The 25,689-nt window shown below is 67.8% G+C and carries 24 protein-coding genes; 5 read left to right on the forward strand and 19 right to left on the reverse strand.

Annotated elements, in window-relative coordinates:
* Positions 1 to 116: 116 nt before the first annotated feature.
* Both J0J10_RS02250 and J0J10_RS02255 read right to left on the reverse strand, forming a co-directional pair.
* Positions 117 to 1,484, reverse strand: coding sequence for an MATE family efflux transporter (locus tag J0J10_RS02250; protein WP_291644936.1), 1,368 nt, complete (start codon positions 1,482 to 1,484; stop codon positions 117 to 119).
* Positions 1,481 to 3,343: a monovalent cation:proton antiporter-2 (CPA2) family protein gene (locus J0J10_RS02255; protein WP_291644938.1), complete on the reverse strand. Its 1,863-nt coding sequence runs from the start codon at positions 3,341 to 3,343 to the stop codon at positions 1,481 to 1,483. Before J0J10_RS02255 ends, J0J10_RS02250 begins: the two co-directional genes overlap by 4 nt.
* Positions 3,344 to 3,534: 191 nt before the next feature.
* On the opposite strand from J0J10_RS02255, the gene ispH reads away from it, so the two are divergent.
* From ispH to rnhA, 3 genes are read left to right on the forward strand one after another with little or no spacing between them, the layout of a single operon-like run.
* Complete coding sequence (gene ispH, locus J0J10_RS02260; RefSeq protein ID WP_291644940.1) at positions 3,535 to 4,515, forward strand: 4-hydroxy-3-methylbut-2-enyl diphosphate reductase; 981 nt, start codon at positions 3,535 to 3,537, stop codon at positions 4,513 to 4,515.
* 18 nt (positions 4,516 to 4,533) lie between these two features.
* Positions 4,534 to 5,499: a homoserine kinase gene (locus J0J10_RS02265; protein WP_291641230.1), complete on the forward strand. Its 966-nt coding sequence runs from the start codon at positions 4,534 to 4,536 to the stop codon at positions 5,497 to 5,499.
* A complete protein-coding gene (gene rnhA, locus J0J10_RS02270) occupies positions 5,496 to 5,942 on the forward strand; it encodes a ribonuclease HI (protein WP_291641232.1) in 447 nt (148 codons plus the stop codon). The genes J0J10_RS02265 and rnhA overlap by 4 nt, the downstream gene beginning before the upstream one ends.
* Before the next feature lie 147 nt (positions 5,943 to 6,089).
* On the opposite strand, the gene J0J10_RS02275 is transcribed toward rnhA, so the two are convergent.
* The 3 genes from J0J10_RS02275 to J0J10_RS02285 all read right to left on the reverse strand — a co-directional run bounded on the left by J0J10_RS02275 (position 6,090) and on the right by J0J10_RS02285 (position 9,843).
* On the reverse strand, positions 6,090 to 7,799 hold the full coding sequence (locus tag J0J10_RS02275) for an MFS transporter (RefSeq protein ID WP_291644942.1): 1,710 nt from the start codon (positions 7,797 to 7,799) through the stop codon (positions 6,090 to 6,092).
* Between the two features lie 250 nt (positions 7,800 to 8,049).
* Positions 8,050 to 9,072: an LLM class flavin-dependent oxidoreductase gene (locus J0J10_RS02280; RefSeq protein ID WP_291644944.1), complete on the reverse strand. Its 1,023-nt coding sequence runs from the start codon at positions 9,070 to 9,072 to the stop codon at positions 8,050 to 8,052.
* A gap of 294 nt (positions 9,073 to 9,366) precedes the next feature.
* Positions 9,367 to 9,843 (reverse strand): MarR family winged helix-turn-helix transcriptional regulator, encoded by a 477-nt coding sequence (locus J0J10_RS02285; protein ID WP_291644946.1) that lies wholly within the window; start codon positions 9,841 to 9,843, stop codon positions 9,367 to 9,369.
* Between the two features lie 97 nt (positions 9,844 to 9,940).
* Here J0J10_RS02285 and J0J10_RS02290 point away from each other — a divergent pair, with 97 nt between their 5' ends.
* Positions 9,941 to 10,387 carry a hypothetical protein gene (locus J0J10_RS02290; protein WP_291644948.1) on the forward strand — a complete coding sequence of 149 codons (447 nt, stop codon included), beginning with the start codon at positions 9,941 to 9,943 and terminating at the stop codon, positions 10,385 to 10,387.
* 75 nt (positions 10,388 to 10,462) lie between these two features.
* Here the strand turns inward: J0J10_RS02290 and J0J10_RS02295 are convergent, their stop codons facing one another.
* The 3 genes from J0J10_RS02295 to J0J10_RS02305 form a co-directional block, all read right to left on the reverse strand.
* The gene (locus J0J10_RS02295) at positions 10,463 to 10,912 is read right to left on the reverse strand and encodes a GNAT family N-acetyltransferase (protein ID WP_291641244.1); all 450 of its coding nucleotides are present in this window, start codon (positions 10,910 to 10,912) and stop codon (positions 10,463 to 10,465) included.
* Positions 10,913 to 11,132: 220 nt separating this feature from the next.
* A complete protein-coding gene (locus tag J0J10_RS02300; RefSeq protein WP_291644950.1) occupies positions 11,133 to 11,618 on the reverse strand; it encodes a peroxiredoxin in 486 nt (161 codons plus the stop codon).
* Positions 11,619 to 11,776: 158 nt separating this feature from the next.
* Entirely contained in the window at positions 11,777 to 12,628 is an 852-nt protein-coding gene (locus tag J0J10_RS02305; RefSeq protein ID WP_291644952.1) for a protein-disulfide reductase DsbD domain-containing protein, read from the reverse strand.
* A 162-nt stretch (positions 12,629 to 12,790) separates the two neighbouring features.
* Here J0J10_RS02305 and J0J10_RS02310 point away from each other — a divergent pair, with 162 nt between their 5' ends.
* Entirely contained in the window at positions 12,791 to 13,402 is a 612-nt protein-coding gene (locus J0J10_RS02310) for a YqgE/AlgH family protein (RefSeq protein ID WP_291641248.1), read from the forward strand.
* Between the two features lie 176 nt (positions 13,403 to 13,578).
* Here J0J10_RS02310 and J0J10_RS02315 read toward each other — a convergent pair whose 3' ends face one another.
* The 11 genes from J0J10_RS02315 to ctaD form a co-directional block, all read right to left on the reverse strand.
* Positions 13,579 to 16,485 carry an EAL domain-containing protein gene (locus tag J0J10_RS02315; protein WP_465247143.1) on the reverse strand — a complete coding sequence of 969 codons (2,907 nt, stop codon included), beginning with the start codon at positions 16,483 to 16,485 and terminating at the stop codon, positions 13,579 to 13,581.
* A gap of 100 nt (positions 16,486 to 16,585) precedes the next feature.
* A complete protein-coding gene (locus tag J0J10_RS02320; RefSeq protein WP_291638344.1) occupies positions 16,586 to 17,176 on the reverse strand; it encodes a GNAT family N-acetyltransferase in 591 nt (196 codons plus the stop codon).
* A 5-nt stretch (positions 17,177 to 17,181) separates the two neighbouring features.
* Positions 17,182 to 18,528: a M16 family metallopeptidase gene (locus J0J10_RS02325; RefSeq protein WP_291644954.1), complete on the reverse strand. Its 1,347-nt coding sequence runs from the start codon at positions 18,526 to 18,528 to the stop codon at positions 17,182 to 17,184.
* Positions 18,525 to 19,940 carry a threonine synthase gene (gene thrC / locus J0J10_RS02330; protein ID WP_291644957.1) on the reverse strand — a complete coding sequence of 472 codons (1,416 nt, stop codon included), beginning with the start codon at positions 19,938 to 19,940 and terminating at the stop codon, positions 18,525 to 18,527. The genes J0J10_RS02325 and thrC overlap by 4 nt, the downstream gene beginning before the upstream one ends.
* A gap of 82 nt (positions 19,941 to 20,022) precedes the next feature.
* Positions 20,023 to 20,790 carry an SURF1 family protein gene (locus J0J10_RS02335; RefSeq protein WP_291644959.1) on the reverse strand — a complete coding sequence of 256 codons (768 nt, stop codon included), beginning with the start codon at positions 20,788 to 20,790 and terminating at the stop codon, positions 20,023 to 20,025.
* Entirely contained in the window at positions 20,787 to 21,161 is a 375-nt protein-coding gene (locus J0J10_RS02340; RefSeq protein WP_291638340.1) for a DUF983 domain-containing protein, read from the reverse strand. Before J0J10_RS02340 ends, J0J10_RS02335 begins: the two co-directional genes overlap by 4 nt.
* A 72-nt stretch (positions 21,162 to 21,233) precedes the next feature.
* Complete coding sequence (locus tag J0J10_RS02345) at positions 21,234 to 22,091, reverse strand: cytochrome c oxidase subunit 3 (RefSeq protein WP_291638339.1); 858 nt, start codon at positions 22,089 to 22,091, stop codon at positions 21,234 to 21,236.
* Positions 22,092 to 22,139: 48 nt separating this feature from the next.
* Positions 22,140 to 22,721: a cytochrome c oxidase assembly protein gene (locus tag J0J10_RS02350; protein ID WP_291644961.1), complete on the reverse strand. Its 582-nt coding sequence runs from the start codon at positions 22,719 to 22,721 to the stop codon at positions 22,140 to 22,142.
* Positions 22,722 to 22,725: 4 nt separating this feature from the next.
* A complete protein-coding gene (locus tag J0J10_RS02355; RefSeq protein WP_291644963.1) occupies positions 22,726 to 22,917 on the reverse strand; it encodes a hypothetical protein in 192 nt (63 codons plus the stop codon).
* Positions 22,914 to 23,870 (reverse strand): heme o synthase, encoded by a 957-nt coding sequence (locus tag J0J10_RS02360; RefSeq protein ID WP_291638336.1) that lies wholly within the window; start codon positions 23,868 to 23,870, stop codon positions 22,914 to 22,916. The genes J0J10_RS02355 and J0J10_RS02360 overlap by 4 nt, the downstream gene beginning before the upstream one ends.
* A gap of 153 nt (positions 23,871 to 24,023) precedes the next feature.
* Positions 24,024 to 25,658: a cytochrome c oxidase subunit I gene (ctaD, locus tag J0J10_RS02365; protein WP_291644965.1), complete on the reverse strand. Its 1,635-nt coding sequence runs from the start codon at positions 25,656 to 25,658 to the stop codon at positions 24,024 to 24,026.
* Between the last annotated feature and the right edge of the window lie 31 nt (positions 25,659 to 25,689).

The following is a 25,689-nucleotide window of genomic DNA, read 5'->3' on the forward strand; positions in this document are numbered from 1 at the left end:
GGCATGCTCCCTTGCGGGTTCGGTCCCGCCACCGGCGCGCTTTCCGTTCGACCGGGATCGGTCGAACCGTCGGAGTTCGCGCCAGCCATTGCCCGGACGATATCAGCCGGGTGGCATCAGGCAAGCGAGGCCGTCTGTGCCGCCGCCCGCCGCTCCAGCTTGCCGATCGCGCGATAGGCGAAGACCAGCGCCAGCACGCCGAACAGCACCGCACCGAGCGCGACCCCGGCGAGTGCGCCCTTCGGCCCGGCATAGTGTGCGCCGATGAACGCCATCGGCACGGTGCCGAGCGTTGCCCGGCCCCAGCTGAACACCGTCGAATAGAGCGGCATGCCGAGATTGTTGAAGGCGGCGTTGGCGACGAAGAGCGCGCCGACGAAGAGCCACATCGGGCCGGAGATCAGGCAGAAGAACACGACGATCTCCGCCGTCTCGCCGCTCGCATCGAACAGGGTGGTGAGCGGATGGCGCAGCAGCACCAGCATCAGCCAGGCGAGGGCGACGCAGCCGGCGGCGAAGCAGACCGAGTCGGTCAGTGCCCGGCGCATCCGGTCGAAGCGCAGCGCCCCCCAGTTCTGGCCGAGGATCGGCCCGATCGCCCCGGACAGAGCGAACAAGGCACCGAACGCCACCGGCACGAGCCGGTCGATGATCGCTGTGGCGGCGATCGCCTGGTCGCCGAAGCGGGCGATGATGCTGGCGAAGAAGGCGTTGGCGATCGGGGCCGAGAGATTGGTCAGGATCGCCGGCGCGGCGATCGACAGGGAGCGGCCGATATCGGCGCGCACCGCGGCAAGCGTCGGGCGCGCCACGATGCCGTGGACCTTGACCGCGCCATGATAGCCGACCGCGACCAGGACCAGCCGCGAGATCACTGTCGCCATGGCGGCGCCGTCCGGTCCGAGCCCGAGACCGAAGATCAGCAGCGGATCGAGTCCGGCGATGACGATGCCGCCGGAAAGCGTGACATACATCGCCCGCCTGGCGTCGCCGACGGCACGCAATATGCCGGAAAAGCCCATGCCGAGCGCCATCAGCACGTTCGCCGGCAAGGTGATCCACAGGAAGGAGTGGGCGACGGCATAGGCCTCGCCCTGCGCGCCGAGCCGTGTCAGCAGCCAGGGCAGCAGCGGCATGATCAGGCCGCTCAGCGCAAAAGCCGCGGCGCCCATCAGGGCGAGCGATGACGCCGCCAGCCGGCGTGCGCCGGCGCGGTCCCCGGCGCCGAGAGCACGCGCCGTCAGGGCGGTCACCGCGATCATCAGCCCGACATTGAAGGAGACGACGAGGTAGAGGACGATGGTGGCGTAGCCGACGCCGGCCGTCGCCGCCGGCCGGCCCAGCCGCGAGACATAGAGCAGCGACAACAGGTCGACGACGAACACCGCCATCAGGCCGACGGAGGCGGTCGCGGTCATCACCGCGACATGGCGCAGGGTCGAGCCGGTGACGAAGACGGCAGGGCTTTGGCTGGGTGCGTTCACTCGGCGGGCTCTCCCACACCCCCGACCGCGACTTCGGCGCCGCCATCCTCGATGACCTCGCGGGTCTCCTCGGAGAGCGCCTTCGGCTTGGCCTTGGGCTTGACCAGCGGCTCGGGCGAGACGCGCGGCACCTTGTGCAGCCCGGCGGCGATGCCCTCGCTGAACTGGATCTCCATGCGCTGGGCGTCGCGTTCGCGCACATTCTCGATGATCAGGCTCGCCTCCTCATAGTCGAGCCCGAGGCCCTCCAGGGTCACGCGGCTGAAGCCGAGCGCCGATTCGAAGGTCTCGCGCATCAGATAGTCGACATCGGCGCGCATCAGGTCGATGGCGTGGACGCGGTCGAAGGCGCGGGCATGCAGGCGTACCGTCGGGAATTCCGCCTTGGCCATCTCGACGATCCGCAGCGCCGCCTCGCGGTCGTCGATGCAGATGCAGACGATCTTGGCCTTGCCCGCTCCGGCGGCGCGCAGCACGTCGAGCCGCGTGCCGTCGCCGTAATAGATCTTGAAGCCGAACTTGGCGGCGGAGCGGATGCGCTCGACATCGGCATCGATGACGGTGACGTCGATGTGCTGCAGCAGCAGCGCCTGCGTCACCACCTGGCCGAAGCGGCCGAAGCCGATCACCAGCACGGAAGGCGCGGTGCCGCTGAAATCCTCCTCGATCGTCTCCGGCGGTGCCGCGCGCGCCAGCAGCCAGGCGTCGATCAGCTTGGCGAGGATCGGGCCGATCAGCATGCTGAGCGCGGCGAGCGCGGTCGCGATTGCGCCGTGATGCGGGCTCAGCAGGCCGAGCGAGGCGGCCATCGGCAGCAGCACGAAGGCGAATTCGCCGGCCGGTGACAACAGGGCGCCGGCCCGGATCGCCTCGCTCCAGGTCGAGCAGGAGGCGCGCAGGATCGCGGCGGCGGCGGCGATCTTGAACAGCACCAGCGCCGGTGCGGCGAGCGCCAGCAGCAGCGCATTGTCGAGCACCAGCTTGAGGTCGATCGACATGCCGACCGCCATGAAGAACAGGCCGAGCAGCACGCCGCGGAACGGCTCGATATCGGCTTCCAGCTCATGGCGGAAATGCGAATCCGCCAGCAGCACGCCGGCGAGGAAGGCGCCCATCGCCATCGACAGGCCGACATTCTCCATCACCAGTGCCGCGCCGAGCACGACGAGCAGGGCGGCCGCGGTCATCACCTCGCGGGCGCCGGACTTCGCCAGCAGCCGGAAGAACGGGTTCAGCGCATAGCGGCCGGCGAAGACGAGCGCCGCGACCGCGAGCAGCGCCAGGCCGAGCCCGGCCAGCGCCTGCATCGCGCTCTGGTCATTGGCAGCGCCGGTCGTTGCCAGGAGCGGCAGCATGGCGAGGATGGGCGCGATCGCGATGTCCTGAAAGAGCAGGACGGAGAAACAGCGCCGGCCATAGGGCTCGGCGCCGTCGCCACGCTCCTCGAGCAGTTGCAGGGCGATCGAGGTGGCGGAGAGGGCGAGCGCCAGACCGACCGCGACCGCGCCGCCGGGGCTGAGCCCGAGCCACCAGGCGATGGCGCCGATCACGCCCGCGCTGAGCACCATCTGGGCGAGGCCGGTGCCTAAGATGTCTCGCCGCATCGAATAGAGCCGCGCGGGCTGCAATTCGAGCCCGACCAGGAAAAGCAGCAAGACGACGCCGATCTCGGCGGTGCTGCGGATCGCATCCGCATCCTTGATCACGGCCAGCAGCGAGGGGCCGATGGCGATGCCGGCGGCGAGATAGCCGAGCACGGCTGAAAGCCCGAAGCGCCGGAACAGCGGCACGGCGACCACCGCCCCGGCACAGAAGGTCAGGATCGGCGGCAGATAGCTGACATGCGAGGCATCGGCCATGAGGAATCCGTGCTGACGGGAGCGGCCTGGCGCGAGCGCGGGGTCGATCGGGGTTATCTAGGCGTTCTCCGGCGCGCCGGGGAGGGCGGCTGGCGCGGGGGGCTTCTGCGGCCTGCGGCGAGCCGCTTCCTTGACATCATTCGCGTGAGACCGAAAGAAGGCGCAGCCCTTACCGGAGCCTTCGAGACCTCGTGACCGCCGCGCCGAAACCGCCGCTCGATATCCTGCTCTGCGCCCCGCGCGGCTTCTGCGCCGGCGTGGTCAGGGCGATCGACGCCGTCGAGAAGGCGCTCACGCTGCATGGCGCGCCGGTCTATGTCCGCCACGAGATCGTGCACAACAAATACGTGGTCGAGTCGCTGAAGCGGAAGGGCGCGGTTTTCGTCGCCGAATTGTCCGAAGTTCCCGATGCCAGCCGGCCGGTGATATTCTCGGCCCATGGCGTGCCGAAATCCGTGCCGGCGGAGGCCCAGGCTCGCAATTTCTTCGCCATCGACGCGACCTGCCCGTTGGTCACCAAGGTACATCGCGAGGCCGAGGTCCACCATAAGCGCGGGCGGCACATCCTGCTCGTCGGCCATGCCGGCCATCCCGAGGTGATCGGCACCATGGGGCAATTGCCGCCGGGCGCCATCACGCTGATCGAGACGCTCGAGGACGTTGCCACCCTGTCCCCACCCGCGGGCAGGCCGCTGGCCTATGTCACGCAGACGACGCTCTCGGTTGACGATACCCGCGGCATCGTCGAGGCGCTGCAGACGCGTTTTCCCGCGCTGATCGCGCCGCACAAGGAAGACATCTGCTACGCCACCACCAACCGGCAGGAGGCGGTCAAGCGCGTCGCCCCGCTGGTCGACGGGCTGATCGTCGTCGGCTCGCCCAATTCCTCGAATTCGCAGCGCCTGCGCGAGGTCGCCGAGCGGGCCGGCTGCCCGGTTTCGCGCCTGGTGCTGCGCACCGACGAGATCGACTGGTCGCTGTTCGGCGATATCCGCCGGCTCGGGCTGACGGCCGGCGCCAGCGCGCCGGAAGTGCTGGTCGAGGAGATCATCGACGCCTTCGCCGAACGCTACGAGGTCACTGTCGAGACCGTCTCGACCGCCGATGAGAGCGTCTTCTTCCCCCTGCCGCGCGAATTGCGCGGTGAGCCGGCTGCGTCCCCGGCCGAGTGAGCCCAGGAATTCTCAAGCGTGGCCGTCTATACCGAAGTACCCGATGACGAAATGGCCGCCTTCGTGGCGCGCTATGGCATTGGCGACCTGTTGTCCGCCAAGGGCATCGCCGAAGGCGTCTCGAATTCCAACTTCCTGCTGCATACCACGCAGGGCTTCTACATCCTGACGCTCTACGAGGAGCGGGTCTGCGCCGACGATCTGCCCTTCTTCATCGGGCTGATGGAGCATCTGGCGCAGCGCGGCCTTATCTGTCCGCAGCCGCTACGGACCGGCGACGGCGCCGCCGTCGGCCGGCTCGCCGGGCGCCCGGCCGCGATCGTCACCTTCCTCGACGGTCTCTCCGTCCGCCGGCCCACGGTCGCGCATTGCGGCGAGGTCGGGCGCGGGCTCGCCTTGCTGCACGAGGCCGGCCGGGATTTTCGCATGCAGCGCGCCAATGTCCTGTCCGTGCCCGGCTGGCGCCCGCTCGCCGAGCAGGCGGGGGCGGAGGCCGACACGGTGCTGCCCGGGCTGTCGCAACGCATCTTCACCGAGATCGAGGCGCATGAACGGAACTGGCCGCAGGGGCTGCCGAGCGGCATCATCCATGCCGATCTCTTCCCCAACAATGTCTTCTTCATCAAGGACCAGCTCTCGGGGCTGATCGACTTCTATTTCGCCTGCACCGACGCCTTCGCCTACGACCTCGCGATCTGCCTGAATTCCTGGTGCTTCGAGGCCGATGCCTCGTTCAATCTGACCAAGGGCCAGGCTCTGCTAGCCGGCTATGAGAGCGTGCGGCCGCTCGAGACGGCCGAGGTCGAGGCCCTGCCGGTGCTGTGCCGCGGCTCGGCTCTGCGCTTCCTTCTGACCCGTCTGGTCGACTGGCTGAACGTGCCCGAAGGCGCCTTCGTCAAGCCCCTCGACCCGCTCGAATACGATCGCAAGCTCGCCTTCCACCAGCGCGTCACCGATGCGCGCGAATACGGGCTGCGGCGATGAGCGAGGTCGTCGAAGTCTGGACCGACGGCGCCTGCTCGGGCAATCCGGGCCCTGGCGGCTGGGGTGCGATCCTCAGCTACAAGGGCAAGGAGCGCGAGCTTTCGGGTGGCGAGGCGCTGACCACCAACAACCGCATGGAGCTGATGGGCGCGATCTCGGCATTGGAGACGCTGACCCGGCCCTGCACCGTCGCGCTCCACACCGACAGCCAGTATCTTCGCCAGGGCATCACCGCCTGGATCCATGGCTGGAAGAGGAACGGCTGGAAGACCGCCGACAAGAAGCCGGTCAAGAACGAGGAGCTCTGGAAGCGCCTCGACGCTGCCCTCAAGCAGCACAAGATCGAATGGAAATGGGTCAAGGGCCATGCCGGCGACGAGATGAACGAGCGCGCCGACGCGCTCGCCCGGGCAGGGATGGCGCCGTTCAAGCCGGGGCGGTAGGCGAGGGCGGAACGCCGAGCCTCGTCGCACGCGACGCGACACCAAGATTCCGAGAAGGCCTCGCACCTGCCGACGCCGCGTACGCGCCAGCCGGATGCAGGCTTTCACGCATGTGGTCGCGAGGTTGAGCAGTGTTGGCGCCGCCGCTCAGGGCGACGCCTGCGCCTGCCGGGTCGCGCGCAGGACCTCGCGCGGCAGCACGCCGGTCTGACGCTCGACCATGCGGTGCACGACCGGCGGCTCAGGCCCGATATGCAGGCCCCTGACCCGGTCGCCGATCTCGGCATCGGCCTGGGTAGCGCGCTGGGCTTGGCGGAGATATTCGACCCAGGTCGGGCTGTCATAGCGCTCGATCCAGAGCTCGGCATCGGTCAGGTCGCGCAGCAGCGACCAATGGCGGGCACCATCGCGGCGGCGGATGCGCCGACGCTCCTCCATCGCCTTCAGGAACTCGACCACGTCCTCCTGCCGGATTCGCCATTCGATGGTGACGAAGACCGGGCCGCTGCGCGGTTCGATATCGACCGCGACCGTCGGCTCTCGCCAGCGGCTGAGCGGATCGAGATTGAGCGCCTCGAGCGGGGGGAGCTGGTAGCGCAGCCCGGCTGCCGCGCCGAGGACGAGTGCGACCGCCGCTGCGGTGAGGCCGCCGGCCGGGCCGGAATGGAGGGTGACCCAGCCCCAGGCCCAGCTGCCCGCGGCCATGCCGCCGAAGGCCGCCATCTGGTAGAGCGAAAGCGCGCGCCCCACCACCCAGCGCGGCGCCGAGAACTGCACCGTCGAGTTGAAGGTCGAGAGTGCCAGCACCCAGCAGGCGCCGCCGACTGCGAGCGCCGGCATGGTGAGCCACATGGTCTGGCTCGCGGCCACGACCAGGGCCGCGGCCGCATAGGCCAGAAAGGTCAGACGCGCCAGGGTCTCGGTGCTGAACCGCCGGCGCAGACGGGCACTGACGAAGGCTCCGCCGACCGCGCCGGCGCCGAAGGCTCCCAGCAGGATGCCGAATGTCAGCGGACCGCCGCGCACGAGATCCCGTGCGATCAGCGGCATCAGGGCGAGGCCGACGACGCCGCCGAAGCCGAAGAGGAAGGCCCGCAGGATGACGGCGCGGATATTCGGCGACATCGCGACATAGCGGAGGCCGGCGCTCATCGCGAGCCAAAGCGTCTCGCGCGGTAGCAGGCGCTCGACGCGCGGCGGCTGCCAGCGGGCCAGCACGACGAGCAGCCCGATATAGCTGAAGGCATTGACGATGAAGGCCGCGACCGCGCCGAAGGCGGCGACGATCGCGCCGCCGATCGCCGGGCCGACGCTGCGCGCGATGTTGAAGGCGACGCTGTTCAAGGTCACCGCCGCCGGCACCTCGGGTCGCGGCACCATGTCGCCGACCGAGGACTGCCAGGCAGGATTGTTGAGCGCGTTGCCGCAACCGAGCAGGAAGGTGAAGGCGAGCAGCAGCCAGGGTGAGAGCAGCCCGAACCAGGCGAAGACCGCCAGCATGATCGAAACCGCGAGCATGAAGCTCTGCGCCGTCAGCAAGATGCGGCGGCGATCGTAATTGTCCGCGATCGCGCCGGCGGCGAGCGAGAAGATCATGACCGGCAGCGTCGTCGAAGCCTGGACGAGCGCGACCATGTCCGGCGAATCGGAGAGCGAAGTCATCAGCCAGGCGGCGCCGACCATCTGGACGAGGCCGCCGAAGTTCGAGGCGAGGCTTGCGATCCAGACCGCACGGAAGATCGGCTGGCGCAATGGCGCAAAAGCCGAATAGCGCCCGTCATGGGGCTTCAGGCCTGCGGCGGTGAGGTCGGCTTCGGCGGTCTCGGCCGTGGTCTGCGTGGCGGGCTCTTGCGGCATACCACAGTTAGAGCATGCCGGTGGACGATGTGAAGCAGGGCTTCGTCATTGTCCGTCGTCAGATGATTTGAGAGCGCTTTCGGTTTTCAGCAGGTTTGGAGGCGCCTCCCGCCGATGGCGCCCCCCTGTGTTCCAGGCTGGGCGCTATGGGCGGTCGAGCTTCGGCCAGTAGGCGCAAGGTCCACCGGCATGACGCGCTGCGTGCCGTTGAAGCCGCGGGCCAGAGGCGACACGCCCTGGCCCCGCCCCCTCAACGCCAGCCCAGCCCCGGCGCGACATGCTTCAGGATCGCCTCGATGACATGGGCGTTGTAGTCGACGCCGAGCTGGTTCGGCACCGTCAGCAGGAGCGTGTCGGCCTCGGCGATCGCCTCGTCCTTCTTCAGTTCCTCGATCAGCCTGTCCGGCTCGGCCGCGTAGCCGCGGCCGAAAATGGCGCGCGTGCTGTCGTCGATATAGCCGATCGAGTCGCTGCCCTGGCCGTCGCGGCCGAAATAGGCGCGGTCGCGATCGTCGACCAGGGCGAAGATGCTGCGGCTGACCGAGACGCGGGGCTCGTGCTGATGGCCGGCCTCCTTCCAGGCCTGCCGGTAGCCGCGGATCTGCTTCGCCTGCTGGATGTGGAAGGGTTCGCCGCTCTCATCGGTCTTCAGCGTCGAGCTCTGCAGGTGCATGCCGACCTGCGCCGCCCAGACGGCGGTGGCATCCGAGGCCGCGCCCCACCAGATGCGCTCGCGCAGACCCTCGGAATGCGGCTCAAGCCGCAGCAGGCCGGGCGGGTTGGGGAACATCGGGCGCGGATTGGGACGCGCGAAGCCTTCGCCGCGCAAGACGTCGAGGAAGACCTCGGCATGCCGGCGCGCCATGTCGGCATCGCTCTGTCCCTCGGCTGGCTGGTAGCCGAAATGGCGCCAGCCATCGATGACCTGTTCGGGAGAGCCGCGGCTGATGCCGAGCTGTAGGCGGCCGCCTGAGATCAAATCGGCGGCGCCGGCGTCCTCCGCCATGTAGAGCGGGTTCTCATAGCGCATGTCGATGACGGCCGTGCCGATCTCGATGCGGCTGGTCCTGGCACCGATCGCGGCCAGCAACGGGAAGGGCGAAGCGAGCTGGCGGGCGAAGTGATGCACCCTGAAATAGGCGCCGTCGGCGCCCAGTTCCTCGGCCGCGACGGCGAGTTCGATCGACTGCAGCAGCGTGTCGCCGGCCGAGCGGGTCTGCGATTGCGACGAGGGGGACCAGTGCCCGAAGGAAAGGAAGCCGATCTTCTTCATGATGCAGCGCCTGTGAATGACCGCGAGCGCGGAGCCGTTCCGCGAAAAGGAAAACGCCCGGCCGGCCGGCGCCGTCGGGCGTGCTTGTCCCTCATATAGGCGCGTTCCGCAGCCTCGCTTTGGCGTTCGCGCATTGACGCCAATGTACCGATGCAATCTCGGCGGCACCGGCGCAGCGGGCCAGCAGCCGGGATTCGTTTCTCGGGGCAACCCGGTGCTTGCGCCAGGAGATGGGGTCTTGCCCCGCGCTGCCGGGCGCACCGGTCTCGCAAGCGGGTTCGCGCTCTGTCGTGCTCAGGCGCGCTCCTGGGCATCATTCTCGTGTTCGAGCTTGTCGCGCAGCGCTGCCATGACGCGGTGCGCGGCTTCGAGGTCGGCTTCCGAAAGACCCTGCGCCAGCCTGTCTGCCTTCGGATTGTAACTTTCCACGGCAGCGTCGTAGGCCTGCTGCCCCTGCTCCGTGAGCAGGACGAGCTGGGCGCGCCGGTGATGCGGGTTCGGCGCGAAGGCAACCAGCCCTTCGCCGTGCAGGTCGTTGACGATGCGCTGGACGTTCTGGCGGTTGGCGCCGAGGTCGCGGGCGAGCCACGATACCGGCTGCGGCCGCCCCGCGGCGACGATCGCGCCGAGGATCTGCCAGCGCGCGCTGGTCAGGCCGAACGGCGCCACGAGCTTGTCGCCCCAGCTCAGCGTCAGGTTGTTCACCCGGAACAGGAGCAGGATGAGGCCGGTCAAGGTGTCTCGGGCGTGCGGGTTCGATGTCTCGCTCATAAGGCATCTTAAAAACGATTTGACATCATGATGTCAAATGACATAAGTGTCTCCGGGTCAAATTGACAACATAATGTCATTTAGAGGTAATGATGTCATGATCAAAGCCGTCCATCCCGTCGCAGGCATGGTCGCGCTGCTCACGATCGCGAGCTTCTGGCTCTCGACGGCGCTGGCCGAGCTGTTCGCTTCCGAAGCGACCGTGGTCGCGATCAAGAGCACGATCCCATGGGGTTTCCTGCTCCTCGTGCCGATGCTGGCCGCAGCCGGTGGAACGGGCTTCGCATTGGCAAAAGGCCGGCGCGCCGGGCTGGCCGGAGCCAAGGCCAGGCGCATGCCGATCATCGCGGCGAACGGCATCCTGGTCCTCATTCCGGCGGCGCTGTTCCTTGCGGACAAGGCTGGTCATGCCGAGTTCGACAGCGTCTTCTATGGCGTTCAGGCGCTGGAACTGGTTGCCGGTGCGGTCAATATCACGCTGCTCGGGCTGAACATGCGTGATGGTCTGAAGATGAGGGGCCGGCTGAGACGCCGCCCCGCCTGATCGTCGTGCTTCCCTTCAGGAAGAACTGCGCCGGGCCGATCGCGGAGCCATCGGCCGGAACGCCCGGCGCCCGGCTCAGCCCAGCGGCTGCCGGTAGACGACGAAGCCCGATTTCTGCGCGACCTTGTCGTAGAGTTCCTGCGCCTGCAGGTTGCTCTCATGCGTCTGCCAGTAGACGCGGAAACAGCCCTTGTCCTCGGCCATCTGCCTGACAGCCTCGATCAGCTTGCGACCGACGCCGCCGCCGCGCGCCTCCTCGCTGGTGAACAGGTCCTGCAGATAGCAGATTTCCTTCGGGCTCCAGGTGGTGCGGTGCAGCACATAATTGACGATGCCGACCGCCCGGCCGTCGCGTTCGGCGATGAAGCCGCCCATCGGCTCGGCTCCTCCGGTCAGGCGAGCGAAGGTGGTGTCTGATGTCTCCGGGGCGAGCGAAGCCTTGTAGAAGGTCAGGTAGCCCTGCCAGAGCGGCTCCCAGGCGGTGCGGTCGCCTGCTGCGAGCGGGCGGATGGTGATCTCGGACAAGGGCTCCTCCATGAATGGGCGGGAGGCTAGCGCGAGCCGGGCGCGTCTGTCTCATGACAAGCGCAGATCGGACCGATCGGATTCCCTGCTGAAATATCGCAGGCGTCATGCTCGGGCTTGATCCGGGCATCCCAGGCTGGAGAAGGCGCCAGCAGGCGCCTTCTCGTCGCGAGGTTCTCGGGTCGACGCTACGCGTCGCCCGAGCAATGACGGCCTCGCCTCAGAGCTGGGCGAGCAGGGCCTCGGCGCCGGAGGCTTCGGCCTTGCCGGGGGCGTCCTCGACATTGAGCGCCGTGACCACGCCGTCCTCGACGACCATCGAATAGCGCTGCGAACGCGTGCCGAGGCCGAAGCCCGAGCCGTCCATCGACAGGCCGATCGCCTTGGCGAAATCGGCGTTGCCGTCGGAGAGGAAGCCGATCACGCCGGCGCCGCCGGTGGCCTTCGACCAGGCGTCCATCACGAAGACGTCGTTGACGCCGGTGACGAAGATTTCCTCGATGCCCTTGGCCTTGATCTCGTCGGCCTTGGCGAGGAAGCCGGGCAGATGGTTCTTGTGGCAGGTCGGCGTGAAGGCGCCGGGCACGGCGAACAGCACGACCTTGCGGCCCTTGAACAGCTCTTCTGTCGTCTTCGCGGCCGGGCCTTCGGCCGTCATCACCCGAAACGTCGCCTGCGGAAGCTTGTCACCGACCTTGATCGCCATCGTGCCGTTCTCCATCCTCGCGCTCTCCGTTCGGCCGGGCATGGCCGAACGACCAGAATTCGCGCTAGCTCACTATTGGTGGAGCATGTCCGCATCACGAAAGTGGCGCCCACTCTCGCGGAACATGCTCGCGGCCGATGGCCGCCCCGCTGGCAGGGTTACGGCTTGCCGGCGCCGATGTCGAGTTCCAGCCGCGTCTCGACTGCGGCCGGCTTGCCGCTCAGCGTCACGATGAAGGGGGTTAGGCCGCTGGCGCCCTTCGGGCGGTCGACGATCTTGAGTTTCGCAGCGATGCTGCCGTCGGGCAGGGGCGTGAACTGCGGTCGGCCGAAGGACCATTGCCCGGCCCCCTCGACGAAGACGTCCTCGATCACGCCGCCTTCCGGTGCCTTGAGGATGAGCTTGAGCGCAGGCTCGCTTTCCTTCTCCCCGCGCGTGACTTCGAGGATCGAGAGGCGGTCGCGTGCGGGTCCGAGCTTGACCGGCTGCGGAATGCGCGCCTCGAATTCCTCGAGCCTCGGCGACGTCACCGAGGTGACGCCGGGTTCGAGCCAGAGCCGCGCCTCGCCTTTGGCGGGCACACAGATCTTGTCGCAGACGGCATAGTCGAGCTTCAGCGCCACGGTCACCGGCCGTGTCGGGTCGATCGGCTGGACCGAAACCGGCACGACGATCTCGCTGACATAGCCGATGCCGGAGCCGTTCGCTTCCTCGAAACGTTCGGGGGCCGGCCAGCGCACGTCGAGCCCGCCGACATTCGCCGAGCCGCTCCAGTCGAAGACCGGCGGAACGCCGGAGTCGCCGGGGCTGCGCCAATAGGTCTTGTAGCCGGGCATCATCACGATCTCGACGCCGACACGCTGCTTGCCCGAAGCGGCGGTCGCGCCGGCGATCAGGCGCATCGAGGAATGGGTGCTTTTCGACCAGGGCGAGACAGCCGCCTCCTGCGCCCAGGCCGCGGTGCCGAGCGTCAGAAGGGTCAGGGTGAGGGCGACGAGGCGTTTCACCACGGCAGATTTAGGCGATCCCGAAGAGAATGGCGAGAAACACGCGGTCGCGACCTCAAACATTTGCGTTACGATCCTCGCAGGCGAATGCGGCACAACCGGGTCGCGACGATTTGGTTGCGCTACCCCGTTCCCACCCGGCTCGCAAAGGCTTAGCATGGCGCCATGAAGATCGGTTCGAACCAGCGCGTCAGCGGTCGCAGCTATCTCGACGGGCAGTGCCTGATCGCGATGCCGGGCATGAACGATGCGCGCTTCGCCCGCACGGTCGTCTATCTCTGTGCTCATTCCGAGGACGGGGCGATGGGCATCATCGTCAACAAGCGGGCTGCCGATACGCGTTTCCCCGAACTGCTGGTCCAGCTCGACGTGATCCCGCCCGACCAGGCGATCCTCCTGCCGAGCCAGGTCGAGCGCGTTCAGGTGCTGCGTGGCGGCCCGGTCGAAACCAAGCGCGGCTTCGTGCTGCACAGCGCCGACTTCTTCCTGGAATCGGCGACCTTGCCGATCGATGACGGCATCTGCCTCACCGCGACGCTCGACATCCTGCGCGCCATGGCGCTCGGCAGCGGCCCGGAGAATGCGGTGCTGGCGCTCGGCTATGCCGGCTGGGGCGCCGGCCAGCTCGAGGCCGAGATCCAGTCCAATGGCTGGCTGCACTGCGAGGCCGATTTCGACCTGCTCTTCGACGACGGGCTCGACACCAAATACGAGCGGGCGCTGAGCAAGCTCGGCATCGATCCGGCCTTCCTCTCGAACCAGGCCGGCCACGCCTGAGCGGGCGAAGCGCGTCGTCTTTCCGGGGCAGGCCGACAGGCCTGAGCCCGGAACCCATGAACACCGTGATTGCGAGGAATACTGGCGGCTCCCGGCGCGGCATCAGGCAGCGTCGTGGTCGTGAGTTCCGGGCTCGCTGCTTCTTAGCGCCCCGGAATGACCTTAAATGCGGGTAGTTAAGCCGCCTCGGTCGAGGCGCTCGAGGCGCCCACCAGTCGCCGCGCTTCCGCCGCCGTCATAGGCTGCCCGAAAGTGTAGCCCTGCGCGTACTGGCAGCCGAGCTGGTAGAGCTCGATCGCGTCCGATTCGGTCTCGGCGCCTTCCGCCACGACGTCCATGCGCAGATCGGCGGCGAGCTGGACGATCGAGCGCAGGATCACCGGCGGGCGGCCATTGCCCATCTGGCGCACGAAGCTCTGGTCGATCTTGATCGTGTCGAAGGGGAAGCGCTGCAGATAGGACAGCGAGGAATAGCCGGTGCCGAAATCGTCGAGCGAGAGGCCGGCGCCGAGATCGCGGATGCGCGACAGCATCTGCGCGGCATATTCCGGGTTCTCCATCACCAGGCTCTCGGTGATCTCGAGCTTCAATGTACCCGGCAGCACGCGCCGGCGGGCCAGCACCGATTTGACGTCGCGCAGCAGATCGTGGCGCAGCAGCTGGCGGCTGGAGACGTTGACGCTGGCGAAGATCGGCGGCTCGACTTCGAGCGCGGCCTGCCAGGCGGCGAGCTCGCGCGCGGTGCGGTCCATCACATAGACGCCGAGATCGACGATCAGGCCGGTTTCCTCGGCGATGGAAAGGAAGTCCTGCGGCAGCAGGCGGCCTTCGCGCGGATGGTCCCAGCGCATCAGCGCCTCGAAGCCGGCGATGGTCCGATCCTCGAGTCGCACGATCGGCTGGTACATCACCTGGATCTCACCGCGCTCGATGGCGCGGCGCAGATCGCTTTCCAGCGCCAGCCGGTCGTTGCGGTCGTTGCGCATCGCCGGCACGAAGACCTCGACGAGATTGCCGCCCTGGTTCTTGGCATGGGCCATGGCGAGCTCGGCGTTCTTCAGCGCGTCGTCCTTGCGGGCGGTCGGTGTGCCGTCGAACAGCGCGAGTCCGATCGAGGGCGTCAGCACGATCTCGCGCTCGGCGAAGGTGACGGGCGTCGAGACGGCGCGGCGCACCAGCTCGGCAAGGGCGAGGATGCGCTCGGGCTCGCGCTCGGAGACGAGGATCATCGCGAAGATGTCGCCGCCTATGCGGGCCAGCGTGTCCTGCGCCCGCAGCAGCCGGCCGAGGCGGCGCGCCAGCGTCAGCAGGATCGAATCGCCGGCCGAGAAGCCGACGGATTCGTTGACCTGCTTGAAGCGGTCGATGTCGATAACGATGACGGTCGGCCGGGTGCTCTCATCGGCGCGGCAGAAGCCGAACACGGCGGCGAGCCGGTCCTGGAAGAGCTCGCGATTGGGCAGGCCGGTCAGGTTGTCGTGCACGGCGTCGTGCAGCATGCGATCCTGCGCCGTGCGCTGCTCGGTGACGTCGGCGAGCGTGCCGATGACGCGGATGACTTCGCCATCGGAGCCGATCACCGGCCGCGCCTTCAGGCTGAACCAGTGATAGGCGCCATTGCCGGCGCGCAGACGGAAGTCGAGCTGGAGCTTGCCGCGACGCTGCTCGAGCACGGCGTCGAGCGTGACGCGGTAGCGGTCGCGGTCGGCGACATGCATGTATTCGAGCCAGCGCGCGGCCGAGCCCTCGAGCGCGCCCTTGGGCAGGCCGAGCAGGATCTCGGTCTGCGGCGAGACGAAGATCTTGTCGGCGCTCACGTCCCAGTCGAAGACGAGATCGCCGGAGCCCGAGAGTGCGAGGGCCCGTCGCTCAGTGTCGGAAACCAGGCCCTGGGCCAAGGCGCCGCCGGCGAAGGCGTGCTGCACCACGGTGAAGCCGATCAGCAATACGATCAGCACGAGCCCGCCGATCAGCGCCGGCGGCACGAGGTCGCGCACCAGCTGGCCGGTCACGGTGAAGCCGGCGGCCGTGACCCAGACCGCGAGCAGGAACCAGGTCGGGATCAGCATCACCGCACGCTCATAGCCATGGGTGGCAAGGTGCAGGATCAGCACGAAGCCGACCGCCGCGACCGCCGCGATCGAGATGCGTGCGACGCCGGAAGCCATCGGCGCATCGACCACGGCAAGGCCGACGAGACAGGCCAGGCCGAGCATCCAGACCAGCGTGATGTGACTGTAGCGCACATGCCAGCGCGACAGGTTGAGATAGGCGAACAGGAAGACCAGTAATGTCGCCGCCAGCACCACCTCGGCGCCGGCGCGATATATTCGCTCGATCGCCGGCGTCAGCGGAAAGATGCGCTGAAAGAAACCGAAATCGAGCCCGGCATAGGCCAGGACCGCCCAGGCCAGCGCGGCCGCCGCCGGGAAGATCACGGCGCCCTTGACCACGAAGATGATGGTCAGGAACAGTGCGAGCAGGCCGGCGATGCCGATGATGATGCCCTTGTAGAGCGTCAGCCCGTTGGTCTTCTGACGATAGGCCTCCGGCTCGTAGAGATAGAGCTGCGGCAGGTTCGGCGATTTCAGCTCGGCGACGAAGGTCACGGTGGTGCCGGGGTCGAGCGTGATCTGAAAGACGTCGGCGTCCGGTGAATCCTCGCGCTCCGGCCGCAGACCTTGACTGGCCGTGATCGCCTCGATGCGGCGGTCGCCGAGATCGGGCCAGATCACGCCGGAGCCGATCAGCCGGTGGAAGGGGGCGACCAGCAGCCGGTCGATCTGCTCGTCGGAATCATTGGTCAGCGCGAAGACGATCCAGTCCGGGCGCGCTCCGGATTCGCGTGCCCGGACCGCGATGCGCCGGACGATGCCGTCCGGCCCCGGCGCGGTCGAGATCTGGATGACGTCGCCATCGGATTTGTTGCGCTCGACGACATCGGTGAGGTCGAGCACGGGCACGTCGACCGGCACGCGCTGCGCCTCGATCGCCAGCGCCGGGCGCAGCGCCGAGAACAGGGTCAGCACCAGGAGGCCAGAAATGGCGATGCCGAGCCGGAGGAAACGGTGCGTCGATGACAAGGTGGGCTCGGTCTTTCGGGCGGGTCTGAATGTTTAAAATTTGTCGGGTCAGTCGTATCGGCCGGGCGTGGCGAGGGCAAGGCGGCCTTCCCACTCTTCCTCACCCCTTGCGGAGGTCGGCGGCGAGCATCCCATAGAGCAGGTGGTCGGCCCAGACGCCGTTGATCCGCAGATAGCCGCGCGCCTCGCCTTCGGGCTGGAAGCCGACGCGCTCGAGTAGCCGGCGCGACGGTGTATTGTGCGGCAAGCAGGCCGCCTCGACCCGGTGCAGCGCGAGTTCCGAGAAGGCGAAGGCGAGCGCGCCGCGGACCGCCTCCGTCATATGGCCCTTGCCCGCATGCCGCTCGCCCATCCAGTAGCCGAGCGTGCAGGCCTGCGCGACGCCGCGTCTGACCAGGCCGAGCGTCAGCCCACCGAGCAGCGTTTCCGTGCGGGCATCGAGGACGAACAGGCAATAGGCCTCGTCGGAGGCGACTTCGCGGGCGGCCCGCTTCACCCGCAGCCGGAAGGCGTTGCGGGTGAGGTCGTCCTCGCTCCAGACCGGCTCCCACGGCGTCAGGAAATCGCGGCTCTCCCGCCGTAACGCCGCCCAGGCGGCGAAGTCATTGGCGTGCGGAGGGCGCAATACGAGATTTTGTGTCCGGATCAGCGGCCGCGTCGGCGGGTCGGTCGCGAAACGGAACAGGGCCATGGCGGTCAGGCCGGGCGTGCGAGCGCGGCGCGCAGGGCTTCCGCCGGCGCCAGATCGTCGAGCGGGCCGATGGCGGCGACGGTGGCGTGGCCCTCGAGCAGGCTGCGGCCGGCGGCGCGCACATCATCGAGGCTGACCGCATCGAGCCGGCGCGCCAGCTCCTCGCGCGGGATGGCGCGGCCGAAGACCAGCACCTGCCGCGCCATCTGCTCGAGCTTACCGCCTGGGCTCTCGAGCGAGGCCAGCAGGCCGACCTTCATCTGCGCCCGCGCCCGCGCCATTTCGACTTCGCTGACATCCTGCACGGCCTGTCGGAGGCAGTCGAAGGCGACATCGACGAGCTCGCCGACATCCTCAGGCGCCGTGCCGGCGCTGATGCCGAAAACGCCGCAATCGGAGAATGGCCAGTGGAAGGAGTCGACCGCATAAGCGAGGCCGCGCCGCTCGCGCACCTCCTGGAAGAGCCGCGACGACAGGCCGCCGCCGAGCACGGCAGAGAAAATCTGAAGCGGATAGTGCGCGCCATCCTCGAACGGCTTGCCGGGGAAGCCGAGCACGACATGGACCTGCTCCTCGTCGCCGTCGATGCGGGCTTCGCCGCCACGATAGACTGCGAGGTCGCGTGCCGGCGGCGGGACTGACGGTCGCAGAGGCAGCGGGGCCAGGGCCTTTTCGGCAAGGGCGACCAGCTCCGCATGGTCGACGGCGCCGGCCGCGGCCAGCACCATGTTGCCGGCATGGTAATTCCGCGAGAGATAGGCACGGATCGCTTCCGGGGTGAAGCTGTTCACGGTCTGCGCCGTGCCGAGGATCGGTCGGCCGAGCGGCTGGTCGGGGAAGGCCGCCTGGAGGAAACGGTCGTAGACGAGATCGTCCGGCGTATCCTGGACGGCGCCGATCTCCTGCAGGATGACGCCCTTCTCGCGCGCGAGCTCTTCCTCGGTCAGGGCCGGGGCGGTCAGGATATCGGCGAGGATGTCTACCGCCAGCGCCAGGTCCTGGCCGAGGACGCGCGCCGTGTAGCAGGTGTACTCGACGGATGTCGCCGCATTGAGGTCGCCGCCGACGCTCTCGATCTCCTCGGCGATCTGCCGGGCCGAGCGTCGCGCCGTGCCCTTGAACGCCATGTGCTCGAGCAGATGGGCGAGGCCGTGCTCATGCGGCAGCTCGTCGCGCGAGCCGGCGCCGATCCAGATGCCGAGCGACACCGTCGCGGCATGCGCCATATGTTCGGAGACGATACGCAGTCCGGAGGGCAGGGTCGTCAGGCTGACCGCGGGATCGTGCGCGAGCGCCTGTTCCTCGCGCTTGGCGGGCTTGGGCTTGCCGGCCCTGGCGTTGAGTTTGCTCATGCGGCGGCACTCCGCACGGCCCTTGCCCGCTCGGCGATGAAGCGTTCCAGTCTGCCATGGTCGTTGGGCAGCAGGCTCGAGCGTTCCTTGCGCGCCATCAGGTCGGCGAGATGGGCTGGCAGTGCCGGCCGCACGCCACAGGCCGCCTCGACGGCGGCGGGGAACTTGGCCGGGTGGGCGGTGCCGAGCGCGACCACCGGCGTCGCCGGGTCGGCCTTCAGCGCTGCGCGTGCAGCGCGCACGCCGATCGCACTGTGCGGGTCGAGCAAGTAGCCGGCATCGCGCCAGGTCGCGCCGATCTCGGCCGCGACGGCAGCCTCGTCGATCGCGACGGCGTCGAAATCGGCGCGGATGCGCGCGAGCGGGCCGGCCGCGATCTCGAAGCGCCCGGATTGCTGGAGTGACTGCATCAGCCGGCGCACGGCGGCGCTGTCCCGGTCATGCGCCTCGAACAGCAGCCGCTCGAAATTCGAGGAGATCTGGATGTCCATCGAGGGCGAGGTCGTGGCGGCGACGCCACGCATCTCGTAGACGCCGGTTTCGAGCGTGCGCGCCAGGATGTCGTTGCTGTTGGTGCCGATCGCCAGCCGCCCGATCGGCAGGCCCATGCGCTTGGCGATCCAGCCGGCGAGGATGTCGCCGAAATTGCCGGTCGGCACTGCGAAGGAGACCGGCCGGTGCGGGCTGCCGAGCGCGCTCGCCGCCGTGAAATAGTAGACCACCTGCGCGGCTATCCGGGCCCAGTTGATCGAGTTGACGCCGGAGAGGCGCAGCTCGTCGCGGAAACGGTGATGGTTGAACAGCGCCTTCACCAGGTTCTGGCAGTCGTCGAAGGTGCCCTCGACCGCGATGGCGTGGACGTTTCCGGCCTCGACAGTGGTCATCTGCCGGCGCTGCACGTCCGAGACGCGGCCCTCGGGGTAGAGAATGAAGATGTCGACCCGTTCCAGCCCCTTGAAGGCGTCGATCGCGGCGCCGCCGGTGTCGCCGGAGGTGGCGCCGACAATGGTGGCGCGCTCGCCGCGCTGGGCGAGGACATGGTCCATCAGCTGCCCGAGCAACTGCATCGCCACGTCCTTGAAGGCGAGGGTCGGGCCGTGGAAGAGCTCGAGCGAGAACAGGTTGTCGCCGAGCTGGACCAGCGGGCAGACGGCCGGGTGCCGGAAGCTGGCATAGGCCTGGCCGATCATCGTCTTCAGCGCGCCGCCCTCGATGTCGCCATCGGCGAGTGCGCCGACGATCTGCTCGGCTACCGCCGCATAGGGTTTGCCGGCGAGGCCGGCAATCTCGGTCGTCGAGAGCTGCGGCAGGGCTTGCGGCAGGTACAGGCCGCCATCGCGGGCGAGCCCGGCGAGCAGCGCGTCGGCGAAGGAGAGCGAGGGCGCATCGCCCCGGGTAGAGATATGCAGCACGGCGGTTCCGTTTCGAGTTTGTCCTGATCCTATAGGCCCGTTGGCGGGGGAGGGCAAAACCAAAGGACAGGTCCGGCTGGGTTCACGCGTCGGTGCGCATCCGCCTCGCCTGGAGGGCATAGGCGCCGAACACACCGATCAGGGTCAGCGCCAGCCCGAACCAGGTGAGCGCATATTGCAGGTGGTTGTCGGGTATGCGGGCGATCAGTTCCCTGACGTCGACGCCGGCGGGCGGGGTCATGCCGTCGCCGCTGCGTTCCGCCTCGAGATAGAACGGTGCGCCCGGCAGGCCGAGCGAGGCGGCGATCGCCTCGGGATCGCGGGTGTAGAACTCGCGCTTGCCGGGCAGGTCCGCGGGGGTGAAGCTGTTGCGGGCCTCCGGTGCGCGCAGGAAGCCGGAGACGGTCGCAGGGCCGCTGGCCGGCTTCATGGCGCCGTAGAGCGCCTCGGGCACGAAACCGCGATTGACCAGGATGGTCGCTCCGTCCTCGAGGCGAAAGCCCTGGAACACCCAGCGGCCGAAGCCGGAGAGCTGGCGCGTGCCCGGCGGGCCGGCTGCGATGGTGGTGCGCACGCCGGCGATGCCGTCTTCCAGATAGGTGCCCCTGGCCTCGACGCGTTGCAGGTCGAGCTGCGCCGGGTCGAGGCTCGCCCATTTGGTCGAGGGCGGCAGGGCGGAGGCAGGGCCCTTCGCCTGGGTCTCGAGCCGTTCGATGAAGCCGTGCTTCTCGGTCATGCGCTGGAGCTGCCAGGTGCCGAGCGTGCAGAGCACGCCGACACCGATGACGGTCAGCAAGGCCGGCAGGAGGAGTTTCGGGCGGGCTGGAGTGGAAGGGGGCGCGGCGTTCACTTCCTTATCCTGCCTTCCTGTGCCCGGTTCACATATTGCAGTGCGACCGCCAGCCCCTTCATCGGCCGCAGCAGGCCGAGACAGGTGATGAGCGCCAGTGGCAGCCAGAGCGTGAGATGCAGCCAGATCGGCGGCTCGTAGGCGATCTCGACATAGAGCGCGAGGCCGAGCACGAAGAAGCCGGCGACCAGCATGATGAATACGGCCGGCCCGTCGGCTGAATCGGCGAAGGCGTAATCGAGGCCGCAGGCGGCGCAGCGCGGGCGCAGCTTCAGATAGCCGTCGAAGAGCTTGCCTTCGCCGCAGCGCGGGCAACGGCCGCCGAGGCCGGTCGAATAGGGCGAGGGCAGGCTGGCTGGCGGCGTTGTCATGCGCTTCTCCTCAAATGCAAAGGGGCGGCCTGGCGGCCGCCCCTCGATTCTGCGACCGCGATCGGTCCCGCTTCAGTGGGCAGCCGGCGCGCCGGCGCCCCAGACATAGATCGCGGCGAACAGGAACAGCCAGACCACGTCGACGAAGTGCCAGTACCAGGCGGCGAACTCGAAGCCGAGATGCTGGTTCGGCTTGAAGTGGCCGAGATAGACCCGGTAGAGGCAGATCGCCAGGAAGATCGTGCCGATCAGCACATGGAAACCGTGGAAGCCGGTCGCCATGTAGAAGGTCGCGCCATAGATATGGCCGCTGAACGCGAAGGTGGCGTGCGAGTACTCATAGGCCTGGACGATCGTGAACATGCCGCCGAGGATCAGGGTCAGCCACAGCGCCTGCTTCAGCCCGGCGCGATCATTCTTGATCAGCGCATAATGCGCCCAGGTCACGGTGGTGCCCGAGGTCAAGAGGATCAGCGTGTTGAGCAGCGGCAGATGCCAGGGATCGAAGGTCTCGATGCCCTTCGGCGGCCAGTGGCCGCCGGTGAACTCGGCGCGGGCGTACTGGATGGTCTCGCCGGTGAACAGGCTGGCGTCGAAGAAGGCCCAGAACCAGGCGACGAAGAACATCACCTCGGAGGCGATGAACATCAGCATGCCGTAGCGGTGATGGATCTGGACGACGCGGGTATGGTGGCCCTCATGCTCGGCCTCGCGGACCACGTCCATCCACCAGGCGAGCATGGTGTAGAGCACGCCCAGAACACCGGCGCCGAAGACCAGCGGGCCGAGCTGCATGCCGGCGACCGGCATGTGCTTCATCCACATCACGGCGCCGATCGCCATGATCGTGGCGGAGGTGGCGCCGACCAGCGGCCACGGGCTCGGATCGACGAGGTGGTAGTCGTGGTTCTTGGTATGGGCCTCGGCCATCGTGGTCGTCTCCGCGTCCGATAGAAGTGCAGCGCGCTGGCTTGCTGCTTATAGGCTTGATTTGGCTGCGTCACCCTTGCTTTCCGCGACCGGTTGTCCGGATTTCGACGGGAAGTAGGTGTACGACAGGGTGATTGATTTCAGGCTCGAGAGCTCCCGGTTCCCCTCGATTTCAGGGTCGATGTAGAACACGACCGGCGCCTCGATGCTCTCGCCGGGCTGCAGCGTGTTCTCCGTGAAGCAGAAGCACTGGATCTTGACGAAATGCGCCGCAGCCTGGGAAGGCTGGACATTATAGGTCGCGATCCCGGTGACGGGCCGCGAGGAGGTGTTGGTGATCTTGTAGAATACCGTCTGCGTCTCGCCGATGCGGGCGGTGATCTCGGTCCGCTCGGCCTCGAAGCGCCAGCCCAGAGCCGGCGAGACATTGGCGTCGAAGCGCACCGCGATCGTGCGGTCGATGACGCGGCTGGCGCCGGTCGTCCCGACCAGGGGCGTGCCGCCGAAGCCCGTCGCCCGGCAGAACATGTCGTAGAGCGGCACGGCGGCGAAGGACAGCCCGGTCATGCCGAGCGCGACGGTGCTGCAGATCAGCACGATGCGGCGATTCTTGGCGGATGCGGCGGTCATCGCGTCACAGCGGACGGTTGAGGATCGCCGGCCCGGTCTTGGCCAGCGTCACCACGAAGAAGAACAGGACCAGACCCGCCAGGACCAGGGCGAGCGCGATCGAGCGGCGCCTGCGCCGGGCCATGTCCTCCGGCGAGAAGGCAACCGGCGGCGCGGGCTGGGGCGGTGCGTCCTGGCGCTGCGGGTTCTCGCTCATCCCAGCACCTTGGGCAGGGCCCACATCAGGCCGAGTCCGTTCTCGGCCAGAAGCACGGCGAAGAGCAGGAAGAGATACAGGATCGAGAAGCCGAAGAGCTGGTAGGCCGCCTTATAGGCCGCCTCGCCCTCCGTGACCTTCAGCACGCGCAGAGACAGCGCGATCATCATCAGTCCGGTCACGACCGAGACCAGGAGATAGATCGCACCACCGAAGCCCATCAGCGCCGGCAGCACGGCGACCGGGGCCAGTACGAAGGTGTAGGCGACGATCTGGCGCCGCGTCGCGGCCGGGCCGGCGACATTGGGCAGCATCGGGATGCCGGCGCGGGCATAATCGCCGGACTTGACCAGCGCCAGGGCCCAGAAATGCGGCGGCGTCCACAGGAAGATGATCGCGAAGAGCACGATCGAGGTCAGGCCGAAATCGCCGGTCACCACGGCTTCGCCGATCATCGGCGGGAAGGCGCCGGCGGCGCCGCCGATGACGATGTTCTGCGGCGTCGCCCGCTTCAGCCACATCGAATAGACGACGGCGTAGAAGAAGATCGTGAAGGCGAGCATCGCCGCCGAGAGCAGGTTGGCGACGAGGCCGAGCACCAGCACCGAGCCGATCGACAGCACGAGGCCGAAGGCCAGCGCTTCCTTGGCCTGGATCCGCCCGGCCGGAATCGGCCGCTGCGCGGTGCGCGTCATCACCGCGTCGATATCGGCGTCCCACCACATGTTGAGCGCGCCGGAAGCGCCGGCCCCGACCGAGATCGCGAGCAGGGCGGCGAAGCCGATGACCGGGTTGATCGCGCCGGGAGCGGCCACCATGCCGCCGAGCGCGGTCACGATGACGAGGAACATCACGCGCGGCTTCAGCAGCGCGAAATAGTCGCCGGCCTCCCCGGTGGAGGTCGGAACGGCGCCGTCACGGTGCGGGGCGATCTGATCGAACGCAGCAGACATCGGTACTTGGTCTTCGTCTCGTCTCAAAGGGCCCGAAGCGGGCCGTGATTTGCAAGGAACTCCGGTGGCTGGGCGCCGCCCGCCTCCGGAAAGCCCGTTTCCAGGCTCTCGGGAGATGGGCGGCGGCGGGGCCGGCCCGCCGCCGCTTTATTCTCAGTGGTCGGAGCCGGCGATGCGCGGCAGGGTCTCGAACTGGTGGAACGGAGGCGGCGAGGACAGGGTCCACTCCAGCGTCGTCGCACCTTCGCCCCACGGATTGTCGCCGGCCAGTTCCTTCCTGGTGAAGGCGACGATCACGCCATAGATCCAGACCAGCAGGCCGGCGGCGAAGATGTAGGAGCCGATCGACGACCAGAAATGCCAGCCGGCGAAGGCGTCGGGATAGTCGACATAATGGCGCGGCATGCCGGCGATCCCGAGGAAGTGCTGCGGGAAGAACAGCAGGTTCGCACCGATGAAGGCGATCCAGAAGTGCAGCCGGCCGATCCAGTCGGGGATCACATAGCCGCTCATCTTCGGGAACCAGTAGTAGAAGCCCGCGAAGATGCCGAACACGGCGCCGAGCGACAGCACGTAGTGGAAGTGCGCGACGACGTAGTAGGTGGCGTGCAGCGAGCGATCGAGGCCGGCATTGGCCAGCACGACGCCGGTGACGCCGCCGACCGTGAACAGGAAGATGAAGCCGATCGCCCAGATCATCGGCGCGGTGAAACGGATCGATCCGCCCCACATCGTCGCGATCCATGAGAAAATCTTCACGCCCGTCGGCACCGCGATGACCATCGTCGCGAAGACGAAGTAGCGCTGCGTGTTGAGCGACAGGCCGACCGTGTACATGTGGTGGGCCCAGACGATGAAGCCGACGACGCCGATCGCGACCATGGCGTAGGCCATGCCGAGATAGCCGAAGATCGGCTTCTTCGAGAAGGTCGAGATGATGTGGCTGATGATGCCGAAGGCCGGCAGGATCATGATGTAGACTTCGGGATGGCCGAAGAACCAGAACAGGTGCTGGTAGAGCACCGGGTCGCCGCCGCCGGCCGGATCATAGAAGGTCGTGCCGAAATTGCGATCGGTCAGCAGCATGGTGATCGCGCCGGCGAGGACCGGGAGCGAGAGCAGCAGCAGGAAGGCGGTGACCAGCACGCCCCAGGCGAACAGCGGCATCTTGTGCATGGTCATGCCGGGCGCGCGCATGTTCAGGATCGTGGTGATGAAGTTGATCGCGCCGAGGATCGAGGCCGCGCCGGCGAGATGGAGCGCCAGGATCGCGAAGTCGACGGCCGGGCCCGGATGGCCGGCGGAGGAGAAGGGCGGATAGACCGTCCAGCCCGTGCCGGGGCCTTGGGCGCCGGGGGCGCCTTCGGTGAACAGCGAGATCAGCAGCAGCACCAGGCCGGAGACGGTGAGCCAGAACGAGATGTTGTTCATCCGCGGGAAGGCCATGTCCGGCGCGCCGATCATCAGCGGCACGAACCAGTTGCCGAAGCCGCCGATGACCGCGGGCATGACCATGAAGAAGATCATGATCAGGCCGTGGCCGGTGACGAAGACGTTGTAGCTCTGGCCGTTGGCGAAGATCTGCAGCCCCGGCTCCTGCAACTCGATGCGCATCATGATCGACAGGAAGCCGCCGATCAGGCCCGCGATCACCGAGAAGATCAGGTAGAGCGTGCCGATGTCCTTGTGGTTGGTCGAGAGCAGCCAGCGCCGCCATCCGGTCGGATGGGCGTGTGCGTGGGCGTCGTCGTGCCCGTAACCCTGGGCGTGGGGAGCCGAGGTGGCCATGAGGTTCGTCTCCTCCTGCGAAGTCGGTTCG

Origin of the sequence: Allobosea sp. (assembly GCF_017308075.1) — a bacterium.
Taxonomy (GTDB): domain Bacteria; phylum Pseudomonadota; class Alphaproteobacteria; order Rhizobiales; family Beijerinckiaceae; genus Allobosea.